Origin of the sequence: Streptomyces sp. NPDC003300 (assembly GCF_040610915.1) — a bacterium.
Taxonomy (GTDB): domain Bacteria; phylum Actinomycetota; class Actinomycetes; order Streptomycetales; family Streptomycetaceae; genus Actinacidiphila.
Genome location: NZ_JBEXNE010000028.1, coordinates 55,732 through 68,664 on the forward strand (window position 1 = coordinate 55,732; position 12,933 = coordinate 68,664).

General features: G+C 74.1%; 8 protein-coding genes and 1 riboswitch. Of the genes, 3 read left to right on the forward strand and 5 right to left on the reverse strand.

Features of this window, described 5'->3' with window-relative positions:
• Window positions 1-239 precede the first annotated feature (239 nt).
• From ABZX65_RS30530 to ABZX65_RS30540, 3 genes are all read left to right on the forward strand, one after another.
• Window positions 240-884, forward strand: coding sequence for a uridine kinase (locus ABZX65_RS30530; protein WP_355347162.1), 645 nt, complete (start codon window positions 240-242; stop codon window positions 882-884).
• Window positions 885-981: 97 nt separating this feature from the next.
• The gene (locus tag ABZX65_RS30535; RefSeq protein WP_355347165.1) at window positions 982-1,998 is read left to right on the forward strand and encodes a GNAT family N-acetyltransferase; all 1,017 of its coding nucleotides are present in this window, start codon (window positions 982-984) and stop codon (window positions 1,996-1,998) included.
• A 325-nt stretch (window positions 1,999-2,323) separates the two neighbouring features.
• A riboswitch (cyclic di-AMP (ydaO/yuaA leader) is annotated at window positions 2,324-2,539 on the forward strand.
• Between the two features lie 3 nt (window positions 2,540-2,542).
• The gene (locus ABZX65_RS30540) at window positions 2,543-3,514 is read left to right on the forward strand and encodes a peptidoglycan DD-metalloendopeptidase family protein (RefSeq protein ID WP_355347168.1); all 972 of its coding nucleotides are present in this window, start codon (window positions 2,543-2,545) and stop codon (window positions 3,512-3,514) included.
• A 164-nt stretch (window positions 3,515-3,678) separates the two neighbouring features.
• Here the strand turns inward: ABZX65_RS30540 and ABZX65_RS30545 are convergent, their stop codons facing one another.
• The 5 genes from ABZX65_RS30545 to ABZX65_RS30565 all read right to left on the reverse strand — a co-directional run bounded on the left by ABZX65_RS30545 (window position 3,679) and on the right by ABZX65_RS30565 (window position 12,878).
• Window positions 3,679-6,747 (reverse strand): AAA family ATPase, encoded by a 3,069-nt coding sequence (locus ABZX65_RS30545; protein WP_355347171.1) that lies wholly within the window; start codon window positions 6,745-6,747, stop codon window positions 3,679-3,681.
• A 10-nt stretch (window positions 6,748-6,757) separates the two neighbouring features.
• Complete coding sequence (locus tag ABZX65_RS30550; protein WP_355347222.1) at window positions 6,758-7,600, reverse strand: phytanoyl-CoA dioxygenase family protein; 843 nt, start codon at window positions 7,598-7,600, stop codon at window positions 6,758-6,760.
• Window positions 7,601-7,740: 140 nt separating this feature from the next.
• A complete protein-coding gene (gene rho / locus ABZX65_RS30555) occupies window positions 7,741-8,895 on the reverse strand; it encodes a transcription termination factor Rho (RefSeq protein ID WP_355347174.1) in 1,155 nt (384 codons plus the stop codon).
• Window positions 8,896-9,272: 377 nt separating this feature from the next.
• Entirely contained in the window at window positions 9,273-11,396 is a 2,124-nt protein-coding gene (locus ABZX65_RS30560; RefSeq protein WP_355347177.1) for a restriction endonuclease, read from the reverse strand.
• Between the two features lie 135 nt (window positions 11,397-11,531).
• Window positions 11,532-12,878, reverse strand: a complete 1,347-nt coding sequence (locus tag ABZX65_RS30565; RefSeq protein WP_355347180.1) for a D-alanyl-D-alanine carboxypeptidase — start codon at window positions 12,876-12,878, stop codon at window positions 11,532-11,534.
• Between the last annotated feature and the right edge of the window lie 55 nt (window positions 12,879-12,933).

Here is a 12,933-nt window from a genome sequence, read left to right on the forward strand (position 1 = left end):
TCTCCTGGGTGATGGGGACGGTCACCATGAGTTCTTCCAGGCTCACAAAAAGTAATAGATCACGCACGGTGGCAAATGAGTGATTTGTAGCGAATTTCCACCATGTGGGGGAGGCGGCGAACGGTGCCCGGCGCGAGCATTGCCCGCCAGGACCGGTGCATGTGCCCACCGCGCCCCCCGCCCCGCTCCTGGCGCAGCGAAGTCGCCCGAACGGGTGACGGCGGTGCAGGATGGCCGGTGTGCAGCTCACCCCGATCACCTGGTCACGGCTGGCCGACACCCTCGCCGAGCGGATCGCGGACGCGACCGCGGGGGTGAGCGCGGACGGGCCGGGGCCCTGGTGGCGGGTGGCCGTGGACGGCGCGGACGCCGCCCGCCCCGGCGATCTGGCGGACGCCGTCGCCGCCGCGCTGCCCGCTCTCGGCCGCCGCGCGCTCCGGGTGCGCGCCGCCGACTTCCTGCGGCCCGCGTCCCTGCGCTACGAGTACGGCCACCAGGACGCCGACGCGTACTACCAGCTCTGGCTGGACACCGGCGCGCTGCGCCGCGAAGTGCTCGACCCGCTCGGCACCGGCGGCTCGGGCCGCGTCCTGCCGACGCTGTGGGACGCCGCCACCGACCGCGCCACGCGCGCCGACTACGTGCGCCTGCCGCCCGGCGGCGTCCTCGTACTCGACGGGCCGCTGCTCCTCGGGCAGGGGCTGCCGTTCGATCTGACGGTCCATCTGCGGCTGTCCCCGGCCGCGCTGGAGCGGCGCACGGCGCAGGCCGACCGGTGGACGCTGCCCGCATTCGACCGTTACGACCGGGAGGCGATGCCGGAACAGACCGCCGATGTCCTGGTACGTGCCGACGACCCGCGACACCCCGCCTGGACAGGCTGAACGACCCTCGCGCGTAAGCCCGTTGACCTCCCGGCCGCCGCCGGTCCGGCCTCGCCTTGCCGTGGGACCGCGCACCCCGCTAGCGTCCCCATCCACCATGACTGTCGCCATCGCGCCGCTGACCACCGAGCACATACCCCAGGCCGTGCAGCGCTACGACCGCTGGTTCGCGCGCGCCCGCCGCCCGCCGTCGCAACGCTCGTGGCTCGCCGACGGCCCCGTGCGCGGTGAGGAACTGCTGGGCAAGCTGATCGGCGTTCCGGGTCTCGAGGCCGCCCGCGCGCTCGACGGCGACGGCGGCCTGATCGGACACCTCGCCGCCGTCCCGGTGGACCTCACCCAGGACGACCCGGCGGGGCTGCGCAGCCACCCGCACTCCGCGCTGGTCCCGCACGGCGGTCACGCGCTGCCCGGCGGACGCGAGTCGGAGGTGCTGCGCGCGCTGTACGCCCGCGTCGCGGCCCGGCTCGTCGCGGAGCGACGGCTGGTCCACTACGTCGACGTGCCCGCGGGGGAGACCGCCACCCTGCCCTGGGCGGACCTCGGCTTCGGCCGCGAATTGGTGCACGGTCTGATGGCGGTCAAGGCGCGCGGGCGCCAGCCGCGCGGCGTCGAAGGGCTCGGCATCCGGCGCGCGGGCGTCGGCGACCTGCCGCAGATCGGCCGGATGGCCGCCGAGTCCTCGCGCAGGCAGCGCGAGTCCGCGGTGTTCCAGCCCCAGCCGGAACGCGCGCTCGCCGCCCTGCGGGTCTACTACGCCGACGCACTCGGCGACCCGCGCAGCGCCGCCTGGATCGCCTCCCGCAGGGGCGAGGAGATCGGCATGGTGCTGCTGGTCCCCGCCACGCCCGACCCGGTGATCCCCGAGTCCTGCGTGGAGCTGGCCGAGGCGTACGTCGAACCCTCCGCGCGCGGTGAGGGCGTCAGCCGCGTCCTGCTCGCCACCGCGCTGGCCTGGGCATACGACCACGGCCACCGCTACATGTCGGCCCGCTGGCACTCCGCCTCACCGCTGGCGGCGGGGCACTGGCCCGCGGTCGGCTTCCGGCCGGTCGCGTACCGGCTCAGCCGGTCGCTCGACGGCCGGATCGGCGGCTCGCCCGGCAGCTACTGATATCCCCAAGTAGCGTATTAAATCGGGCATTTAGGCGTGATGTGGCTCACTCGGCCGGTCCGCAGTGAGCGGCATCACCTCGGGAACACGGTCCGATTCCCCCGATGTACCCACTGTTCCCGATCCGGGCGGTTTGTCACCAGGAATCGGTCACGGAGGTACGGACGGTGAGCGGCCCGCACACGCAGCGGTGACGGCGGACGACCGGGAGTGACCGCGCCCCGCGCGGTGCGCCCGACGACGATCACGGTTGGTTGCCCGCCGCTCGGCCGGTCGTTTAGCTTCGCCTCCTGCGGGCCGGATGCCCGCGAATTGCGAATGTCCGTCGGGCGGAACGCCGAATCCTGCCGCCGCCCGGTTTCCTGGATCTTTGATCACACACGGCAGGGGCGGGGGACCCAGGTAAGTCGCCGTCCAGCAGTACCGGACGGCTCGGGGTGAAGTCGCGGCGCCTTGCGTACACGCAACGGCATTTCCACGTGACCGGGCATCTCCTGCCCGAACCCGACAGCTCACCTCGTAGGCGTAGGAGAGGAAATCCCCCATGCCCGCAAAGGGACAGCACCGCAAGACCCGTATGAGCCGCCTCACCCGCATCTGCATCGCCGCGGGCACGGGTGGCGTGGCCATCGCCCTGCCGCTGGTCGGCGCGGGCATCGCCTCGGCGGCCGAGCCCGCCCACAGCGCCCCCGCCACCGCCTCGCACACCTCCGCCGTCAAGGCGACGACCGTGGCGGACAAGAGCGCCGCGCCCAAGGCCGCCAAGGCCAAGACCACCAAGTACTCCGTGGTCAGCGGTGACTCGCTGTCGAAGATCGCCGACAGCCACCACGTCAACGGCGGCTGGCAGCAGCTCTACTCCGACAACAAGTCGGTCGTGGGCTCCAACCCGAACCTGATCTACCCGGGCCAGCACCTCACGCTGAACGGCGCCTCCGCCGAGAAGCCCGCCACCGCGCAGAAGTCCGCCCCGGCGCCGAAGAAGTCGGCCCCGGCCCCCGCCAAGAAGGCGACCCCGGCGCCCGCCGAGACCACCGCCCCGTCGAAGTCGTCCGACACGACGACCACGACCACCAAGTCCGCCGACACCACCGCCGCCAGCTCCTCCGGCTACACCAAGCCGGTCGGGGACGCGGCGATCGGTACCCAGTACCACGCCTCCGGCGCCAACTGGTCCAGCGGCTACCACACCGGTGTGGACTTCCTGGTCGGCTCCGGCACCAGCGTGAAGTCGGTCGCCGCGGGCACCGTCGTCTCCGCGGGCTGGGACGGCGCGTACGGCAACGACGTGATCGTCAAGCACGCCGACGGCAAGTACACGCTGTACGGCCACCTGACCCAGGCGCTCGTCTCGGCCGGGCAGACCGTCACCGAGGGCCAGCAGATCGGCGTCTCCGGCGCGACCGGCAACGTGACCGGCCCGCACCTGCACTTCGAGGTCCGCACGACCCCGGACTACGGCTCCGACATCGACCCGGTCGCCTACCTGGCCTCCCACGGCGTCACCGTTTCCTGACCCACCCGCTCCACAGCCGCTGTGGCGGCTCCTCGCGGCATCCGTGCCCGCCCGGTTCCTCACCACCGGGCGGGCACAGCCGCGTGACGGGCCGCGAGTCCACGTGGTCACGCGGGTGACGTGGTCACGCGGTGACGTCGTTACACGCTCACGTCGTTACGCGCTCACGTGTCGGGGAACAGCGCGGCCAGCTCGCCGCGCGAGACCACACCGAGCTTCGGATACGCCTTGTAGAGGTGGTGGCCGACCGTGCGCGGGCTGAGGAAGAGCTGCGCGGCGATGTCCCGGTTGGTCAGCCCGAGGGCGGCCAGCCGGACGATCTGCGACTCCTGCGGCGTCAGCCCCGCCTCGTCCGCGACCGACCTGACCGTGTCCTGACCCACCGTCACCGACGCGCCCGACGCGCTCAGTTCACTGCGCGCCCGGTCCGCCCACGGGCGCGCGCCGAGCCGTTCGAAGGTCTCCAGCGCGGCCCGCAGGTGCCCGCGCGCCTCGCTCTTGCGACGGGCCCTGCGCAGCCACTCGCCGTACAGCAGCGCCGTACGCGCCGACTCCAACACCCTTCGGTGCGGGTCGTGACGGGCCAGCGCCTCGATGAAGTACGCCTCCGCGTCGGCGTCCTTGGCCCGCAGCGCCCGGCAGCGCGCCACCAGCGCCCGCGCCCAGTCCTGCCCGGAACGCGCGGCCCACGCCTCGAACCTGGCCACGGGCTCGTCCGCCCGCTCCGGCACGCCCAGTCGCACCGCCGCCTCCACCAGATCGGGGACGCCGCGCGTCGCGGAGATGTGGTGCCGTACGGTCGGCTCGGTCAGCAGCGACAGCCGGTCGAGCGCGAACTGCGTACGGCCCAGGCCCAGTTCGAGCAGCCCTTGCGACCAGTACGCCCACGGCGCGCCCGGCGCCATCGCCGTGCCCGCGCCGCCCGCCAGGGCCTCGTCCACCAGCCGGCGGCACTCGTCCTCGTCCCCGCGCAGCGCCGCGACATGCGCCAGCGCACTGCTCAACTGGCTGACCCACTGCCGCTGTCCGGTGTCCCGTGAGATCCGCAGCCCCTCGGACGCCGTGGCGACGGCCTCGTCGAGGCGGCCGTCGAACAGCTCCGCCTCCGCGCGGAAGAACATCAGCGTCGTCAGCCTGCCGACACCGCCGCTCTCGCGGCTCTCCGCCGCCAGCGTCGTCGCCAGGTCGTACGCCGCCGCGTCCTGCCCGAGCGCCAGGCCCACCCCGCACAGCATCACCAGGTCCCGCGGATCGACCCGGCCGCCGCGCGCGGCCCGTGACACCGCCGCGGCCTCGGCCACGTCGGGCGGTCCGGCCGCCGCGCTGCCCGGCCCGATCGCCCGCACCAGGAACTCCGCCACCGGCCGGATCGGCGCCCACGGCGGCAGTTCCAGCGCCGCCAGCCGCCCCAACGTCCCCGCCACCTCGTCGTCGCCGAGGTACCAGGCCGTATGCGTCGCCTGCACCAGCATCCGCGCCGCCGCCGCCGAATCCGCCTCCGCCAGCAAATTCGCCGCTTCCAAGAGGAGTTGATGCGCCGCGCCGAAATCCCCCTCCCAGAAGTCCGCGAGCGCCCGCACATAGAGCGCTCTGCCGCGCACGGCGGACAACGGGTTCGCCGCGCCCCGCGCCGCGGTGGACGCGGATTCCGTGGGTGCCGGGCGGCCCGGCCCGGACGGGTGCGGCGGAACGGGCCCGCCAACGCCGCCGGTGTCGGCGGTGGACGCCGGATCGCCGGGTGCGGGGCCGCCCGGTCCGGACGAGCCGGGCGAAGCGCTCCGCCCGGCGGCGTCGACAGCGGAAGTCGATCCGGCGGGTGCCTGACCGCCCGGCGTGGACGCGCGCGGTGAAGTGCCCGGCTCCGCACGGGCCGTTGGGGCCGACGACGGCTCCGCGTCGCCTCCTACGGCCGCTGCTTCCGCCTCGGTCTCGGCGGCGCGGGTCGCCTGGTCGGCGAAGGTGCGGGCGCGGGGGATGTCGCCCGCTTCGGAGGCGGATTCGGCGGCGAGGAGGAGGCGTTCGACGCGGGCGACGGGGTCGGTGCTGAGGCGGGCGGCGCGTTCGTAGGCGGCGGAGGCCGCCGCGTGGCCGCTGCGTTCGCGGGCGCGGCCCGCGGTCCGCTGGAGGGCGGTGGCCACGGCTTCGTCGGGGCCGGTGGCCGCGGCGGCCAGGTGCCAGGCGCGGTGGTCGGGGTCGCGTACCGGGTCGGCGGCCTCGGCGAGGGCGCGGTGCGCGGCGAGACGGTCGGGGAGGGCGGCGCGCTGATGGATCGCGGCGCGGACCAGCGGGTGCCGGAAGCGCAGCATGTCCTCGTCGTCCACGTAGACCAGGTTCGCCTCCTCCGCTGGCGGCAGGTCGTCGACGCCGACGCCCAGCACCGCCGCCGCGCGTACCAGGATGTCGGGGTCGCCGGTGTGGTCGGCCGCGGCCACTAGCAACAGTGTCTGGGTGCCGGGCGGCAGGTGGCTGACCTGGCCGTGGAAGGCCATCTGGAGGCGCGTGGTCAGCGGCAGCCCGCCGTCGGCCGCGGCGGAACCGCCCGCGCCCCGCGCGTCGGCGGACGGTCCGAGCGGGAGTTCCAGCAGCGCCAGCGGATTGCCCCGCGCCTCGGAGAGCACGCGGGTGCGTACGGTGTCGGCCGGTGCGCCGCCGCGGTCGGCGAGCAGCGCCCGCGCCGCGTCCTCGGGCAGCGGGCCGAGCCGCAGTTCGGGCAGGCCGGGCGCGGTGAACGACCCGGCGCCGTCACGTACGGCGAAGACCATCGCCACGCCCTCGGCGTCGAGCCGTCGCGCCGCGAAGACCAGCGCGTCGGTGGACGCCCGGTCCAGCCACTGCGCGTCGTCCACGACACACAGCAGCGGTCCCTCGCCCGCGTGGTCCGACAGCAGCGACAGCACGGCCAGGCCGACGAACATCGGCTCGCTCGCGGCGTCGGCCTCCAGGCCGAACGCGGCCCGCAGCGCCCGCCGTTGCGGCACGGGCAGCGCGTCCAGCGAACCCATCGCCCTGCGCAGCAGCAACTGAAGCCCCGCGTAGGGGAGTTCGGCCTCGAATTCCACGCCGGAGCTGCGGACGACCGCCAGGTCGCCCGCCGCCGCCACGGTCTGCTCCAGCAGCGCGGTCTTGCCGATCCCGGCGTCACCGCGCACCACGAGCGCTCCGCTGCGGCCCGCCCTCGCCCCCGCCAGCAGTTCTTCCAGCGCGGCCGTTTCCGTGTCCCGTCCGTACAACATGCCGGGCACGCTAACCGATCACGGGCCGGGAGTCCGCCTCCCTCCCCGCGGGCACCCGCGCGGACTCCATGCCGAGGCCGCGTCTGATCGCGGTCTCGACCGGCGAGTAGCCGCCGTCGGCCCGCTCCAGTTCGTACGGCGCCGCGGGCAGGAGCGGCGGCTGGGCCATGAAACGCGGACGGCTGCCGTGGTGCGGCTGGGCGGCGTGCACGAGGAACGGGTGGCAGAGGTAGACGTCGCCGGGGGAGCCGGTGGCGAGGGCGAGCGGGCGGTGTTCCGTGGCCGCCGCGATCTGCTCGGAGACCGCCAGGATCGAGGCGCCGGCCTCGCCGTACGGGGCGAGGACCGCGGGCACGTCCAGGTGGGAGCCGACGCGGATCCGGGTCGGCGCGTTCTCCTCGTCCACCTCGGTGAACAGGAACAGCATGAGCAGCGCGCGGTCGCGGGAGCGGACGTTGGCGAAGTACCACTGCTCGCCGGGGACTTCGTAGCTGCCTTCGATGTGCCAGCCCGCGTCGTCCGGCTCGTCCGGGTGCGGGAAGCGCAGCGGGAAGGAGCCGAGGGAGTACCGCGGCGACCAGCGTCCGGCACCGACAAGACGGTCGAACGCGGCGTGCAGGACGGGGGTGTTGGCGGCCTCGGCGAACGGCGGCTGGGCCATGCCGCCCACCCAGTGCACCGGTTGTGTCCAGGTCGCGGGGTCGGCGGGGTCGCAGCCGGTCTCCTTCCACAGGAGATCGGCGCAGGCGCGGGCGGTCGGGGCGGGTACCGCGCCCTCGATCCTCACGAAGCCGTCCCTGAGGAAGGCCCGCTCCCACGCGTCGTCGGCGTGGCTGTCCGTGGCGTCGTCCAGCCCCCGATCATCACGTCGCGCGATGTGCGACGGCCACCGGATTTTCTCCGGGTGCGGGTGCGGGTGCGGGTGCGGATACGGGTGCGGATACGGGCACCGGCGCGGGCTCGTGCCCGGTCCGGGTCCGGGTCCCGGCCGGCTCAGACCTCGCCGGGCACCGTGCTCCGGATCTGCCGCAGGAAGGCGTTGTTGTCCGGGGTCTGCCGGATCTTGTCCAGCAGGACCTCGAGGCCGGACTGGGTGCCGCGCCCTTGCAGGACCCGGCGCAGGCCGCGTACGACCGCCAGTTCGGGGCCGGGCAGCAGCAGCTCCTCGCGGCGGGTGCCGGAGATGCCGACGTCCACGGCCGGGAAGATCCGCCGCTCGGCGAGGGAGCGGTCCAGGTGCAGCTCCATGTTGCCGGTGCTCTTCAGCTCTTCGTAGTAGTAGTCGTCGGCGCGCGACCCGGTGTCCACCAGCGCGGTGGCCAGGATGGTCAGCGACCCGCCCTCCTCGGCGAGCCGGGCGGCGCCGAAGAACTGCTTGGGGCCGATCAGCGCGGCGGCGTCCACACCGCCGGTCAGCGTGCGGCCGCCGGTGGAGGCGGCCGAGTTGTGCGCCCGGCACAGCCGGGTCAGCGAGTCGAGCAGGACCACCACGTCCTGGCCCTGTTCCACCAGCCGCTTCGCCCGCTCGACGGCGAGTTCCGCGACCGCGATGTGCTGCTTGGCCGGACGGTCGAAGGTCGAGGCGATCACCTCGCCGCGCACGGTTCTGCGCATCTCGGTGACCTCCTCCGGGCGTTCGTCCAGCAGCACCACCATCAGGTGGCACTCGGGGTGGTTCTCGGCGACGGCCGTCGCGATGCTCTGGAGCAGCATCGTCTTTCCGGCCTTGGGCGGGGCCACGAGCAGGCCGCGCTGCCCCTTGCCGACCGGGGTCACCAGGTCCATCACCCGTCCGGCGAGCGCGCCGGTGCCGGTCAGCGCCGGGCTCTCCAGCCGCAGCCGCTGCCGGGGGTGAAGGGGCGTCAGGTCCCTGAAGTGCGGTCGTCCGCGCAGGTGTTCGGCCGGGACGCCGTTGACCAGGTCGACGCCGCCCAGCGTGCCGGGCTTTCCGCCGAGGGTTCCCTCGACGAGGTCGCCGTTCCTGAGTCCGGCCTGCCGGATCTGGGCCTGCGGTACGTGTACGTCGTCGGGTGTCGGCAGCAGCCCGGCGGATCGGAGGCGGCCCTGGCCGCCGTGGATGTCGAGTACGCCCGCCACCCGAACCGGCGTCTCCTGCCGGACGGGAGGGCGTTCAAGGATGTCAGTCATGGGAGTCGTCCTTTCTCGGACGAGAGGAAAGTCGTGTGCGCGGCAGGTCGCCGTGCGAGTACGGGGTGCGGCGGGTCTGGCGTGTGATGCGTCAAACGGGCATGCCGGAAAGGGATTTCGGCGTGAGCGGGCACAACACGCTCCACGTACCGCGGAGATCACCACAGGGCCGTCGTGCGACCGTCAGGTGATTCGAGAACTCCGTGGGGACCGGGACCAGAGCCATGGGGCCTGGGGCGCGTCACCGCGAGGAGCTGTCATTCAGAACGAGCACCGGCGCCGCAAGAAGGGGCGCAGACATGTGCTGCACACAGACCATAACACGGCGGGGTCGGCGGATGTTCCCGAACCCGTATCCCGGGGCGGGAACCCGCCGCTCAGTCGACCGCGATCCCGTGCTCCCCGACCAGCGCCACCAGCCCGCCCGAGCCCGCGTAGCCCTTGCCGCCCGCCACGAAGCGCCAGTCGGCGCCCGTACCGCTCCTGCGGAAGGAGCCGAGCACCAGCGCCGTCTCGCCGGGCCTGCCGTCGGAGACCTCGAGGCGGTCGGCCTCGGCTCCGCTGGGGTCGGTGAGCCTGATCCGGGCGTCGGTGAATCCGGTCAGATCGGCGTCCGGATCGGCCTCCGGGTCGACGGCGGCCACCAGCACCACCCGGTCCGCGCGGGCGGGCAGCCGGTCGAAGCTCACCCAGATCGCGGCCTTGTCCCCGCCGAGCGCGGGCATCATCCGCACACTGCCGTCGGGCGTGCGCGGATTGTTGAAGAAGACGAAGTGGTCGTCGTCCAGCACCCGGCCGCCCCGGCACACCAGCGCGCAGACGTCGAGCCGCACACCGCCCGCCCACCACATGCCGAGCACGCTCGCCTCGGAGTCGGCGTCCGCGTCGGCGTCGATACCGGGCAGCACCGTCGAGACCAGCGTCGGGGTGCGCTCGACGGTGCCGGGGGCGGGGCCCAGACGGCCGCCGAGCCCGTTGCTGTGCAGCAGGTCCACCAGGTCCGGGCCCGACACCAGCGTCAGCGGCTTGCCGTTGGCGAAGGCGTGCGAGGTCGGCCCGAAACCGGAGGTGGTGATCAGCACACCCTTGTTGGCGCCGACGCTCTGCACCGTGCCGAACAGGTCGCGTACGGCGCTCGGCGAGACCGTGTTGCGGTAGCGCTTGACCTGTACCACGATCTTGCCGCCGCGTATCGGGTCCGGGTCCAGCGCGTCCACGTCCACACCGCCGTCGCCGGAGCGCACCGTCGTGACCGCGTTCATCCCCATCGCCCGGAACAGCCGCGCGACCAGCTCCTCGAACTCCAGCGGGTCCATGGCCAGCAGGTCGGGCTCCTCCTCGCCGCCGTGCGAGACCATCGTGCGGCCCGCCTCGCCCGGCAGCCGGATGGGCTCGACGGCCGCGCGCTTGTCCGGGCGGGGGGAGAGCCGGCCGTCCAGCGCCTCGGTGAAGCAGTCGACCGCGTTGACCCGGTCGAGGTTGACCGCCGCGAAGGCGGCGTCCGACACCAGCGCGGAGGCGACGACGGTCTTCGTACGGTGGCCGGTGGCCGGGTCGGTGTCGTCCACGAAGCCGTTGAGCACCACGGAGTCCAGGACGTCGTGCACGTCGGCGCCGAACAGCTCGCGCAGCACGAGCAGCAGGCACTGGGCCAGGACGTCCCGGTAGGCGGCGCGGCGCTCGGCGACCGGGCGCGCCACCTCCTTGTCCCGGTCGGCGCCCGGCATGTACCGCACCAGCGACGCCTCGGGCACCACGGAGAAGGCGGGCAGCTCCCAGTCGAGCACGAGCTGCCGGTCGGCCCGGTCGTAGGACGCCGAGACCTGCCGGGGCAGGCCGTGCGGCCACGCGGCGGAGGCGTAGAGGGCCGCCGTCAGATAGTCCTCGACCGCCTCGGGGTCCCCGTCGCGCAGTGCGGCGACGGATGTCTCGACCTCGGCGTTCTGCCGCCGGATCTCCGCCAGCCGCTGATCGGCCCACTGCCGGTACTGCCGCTGGTAGTCGGCGAGTTGGCGCTGCCGCAACGCCTCGGTGGCCTGCGCGGCCCGCAGGTCGTTCTCGTACAGCGTGCGGGCCCGCTCGCGCTCGTGCCGTGCCGCGCCCCAACCGCCGCCCTGCCGGGGCGTGTACGCGTTCGGGTCGGGCATCGGGATCGGCTCGGCGAGCCGTCCGGGGGCGAACGGCTCGACCACCTCGGGCGTCAGCAGCGCCGCGGGGGTGAAGACGGGCGCCGCGCAGCCGGCCGCCAACAGGCCCTGGAGCTCGGCGAACCGGCGCTCCAGGTCGTCGGTCCGCTGCCGCGCGTCGGCCTCCCGGCTCGCGCGGTACGCGGCCTGCTGCTCACGGCTGCGCCGGGAGGCGGCCCGCTCCGCCGCGCGCTGCTGCCGCTCGGTCTCCCGCCGCGCCTGCAACCAGGCGCGCTGCTGGGCCTCTTGCTGCCGCTGGCGCTGCCGCTGGACCTCGGCCCAGGTGGATACGGGACCGGAAGTACGGCGGCTCATGCGGGTACGGCTCCCTCTCGGCGCGGCGCTGCGGACACCGTGCGTGCCCCCTGCCCGGCAACTGAGAGTACGCCCCTGGCCAGCGCGTCGTCACCGCTTCCGGACCACAGCGTGGCCCGAGTCGGCGCCCTTCGCTCAGCGCGCCTTCGCCGCGGACCGGCGGCGCAGCACGACCACCGAGCCCGCCGCGCCCAGCGCCAGCGCGCCGCCCACGTACCAGGTGGTCGGCGACGATGACGCGGCGTCCGCGGTGCTGGGCGCCTGCGGCGCGGGGGCGGGCTTCGGCTCCTGCCGCGCGGGCTCCTGGGCGGGCTGCCGCGCGGGCCGCTCGGCCTCCTGTGAGGCGTGCGCGGAATCGTCGTGGTACGCGGTCGTCGCCGTGTTCAGCGTGCCGACCGACGAGGTGCGGCCCGCGGCCGAGAAGCCCCAGTCCAGCAGCGCGCCCGCCTCGTGGTAGACCGCCTGCGGCAGCCCGGACTGCGGATTCATCACGGTCGCGATCAGCGTGCGGTCCCCGCGCTTGGCGGCGGCGACCAGGGTGTTGCCCGCGTTGGTGGTGTAGCCGTTCTTCACACCGATCACGCCGGGGTAGCGCTTGACGCCGTCCGCGCCGGTGAGCAGCCGGTTGGTGTTCTGGATGCCGAACGACTTCACGTACTTGCCGTGCGCGTCGTAGCCGCCGGGGAACTGCGCCCACCGGGTGGAGGCGTACGTCGCGAAGTCCGGCATGGCCAGGCCCGCGCGGGCGATGACGGCCAGGTCGTAGGCCGAGGAGACCTGGCCCGGCATGTCGTAGCCGTCGGGGGAGACCACATGGGTGTCGTCCGCGCCCAGCATCTCGGCCTTGGCCTGCATCTGGCTGACGGTCAGCGGCACCGAGCCGTTCATGTGCGCCAGGACGTGCACGGCGTCGTTGCCCGAGCTGAGGAAGACACCGCGCCACAGGTCGGCGACGGTGTACGTCTGCCGGGCCTGGATACCGACCAGGCTGCTGCCCGCGCCGATCCCCGTGAGGTCGGAGTCGGTGACGCGGTGGGTGGCGTCGCCGGGGAAGCGCGGCAGCACGGTGACCGCGAACAGCGTCTTCAGGGTGCTGGCGGGCGGCAGCCTGCGGTGCGGGTCCTTGGCGGCCAGCACCTGGCCGGTGCGCGCGTCGGAGACCGTCCACGACAGCGCGGACAGCCCGGACGGCAGCCGCGGCGACCCGGCGTGCGGCTGCACCAGCACCCCGTGCCCGGCGAGCAGCGGACCGCCGGCGACCACCGTCGCGGCGCCGGGGCCCGACGAGCCGCGCCCGCCGTCCGCGGGAAGGGCCGCCGCGGAGGCGGTCGCGGCGGCGGACACGGTGGCCAGCGCGGTCGCGGCGGCGAGGCAGCAGCCGACGGCCAGACACCTGGCGGCGGCCACCGAGGCCGCGACGGCGGGGGCGGCGGTCTTACGAGGACGGTCGTGGCGGCACGACGAGGCGCGGAAGACGTTCATGCCGTCACCGTAGGAACGCCGCGGCCGGGTCGGCGCGGCGACGTGACCCATAAGG

Excerpts from the sequence above, each read along its gene's own strand:
- ABZX65_RS30540 (WP_355347168.1), top strand. The coding sequence starts at position 2,543 with ATGCCCGCAAAGGGACAGCACCGCAAGACCCGTATGAGCCGCCTCACC.
- ABZX65_RS30565 (WP_355347180.1), bottom strand. The coding sequence starts at position 12,878 with ATGAACGTCTTCCGCGCCTCGTCGTGCCGCCACGACCGTCCTCGTAAG.
- ABZX65_RS30535 (WP_355347165.1), top strand. The coding sequence starts at position 982 with ATGACTGTCGCCATCGCGCCGCTGACCACCGAGCACATACCCCAGGCC.
- ABZX65_RS30545 (WP_355347171.1), bottom strand. The coding sequence starts at position 6,747 with ATGTTGTACGGACGGGACACGGAAACGGCCGCGCTGGAAGAACTGCTG.
- rho (WP_355347174.1), bottom strand. The coding sequence starts at position 8,895 with ATGACTGACATCCTTGAACGCCCTCCCGTCCGGCAGGAGACGCCGGTT.
- ABZX65_RS30560 (WP_355347177.1), bottom strand. The coding sequence starts at position 11,396 with ATGAGCCGCCGTACTTCCGGTCCCGTATCCACCTGGGCCGAGGTCCAG.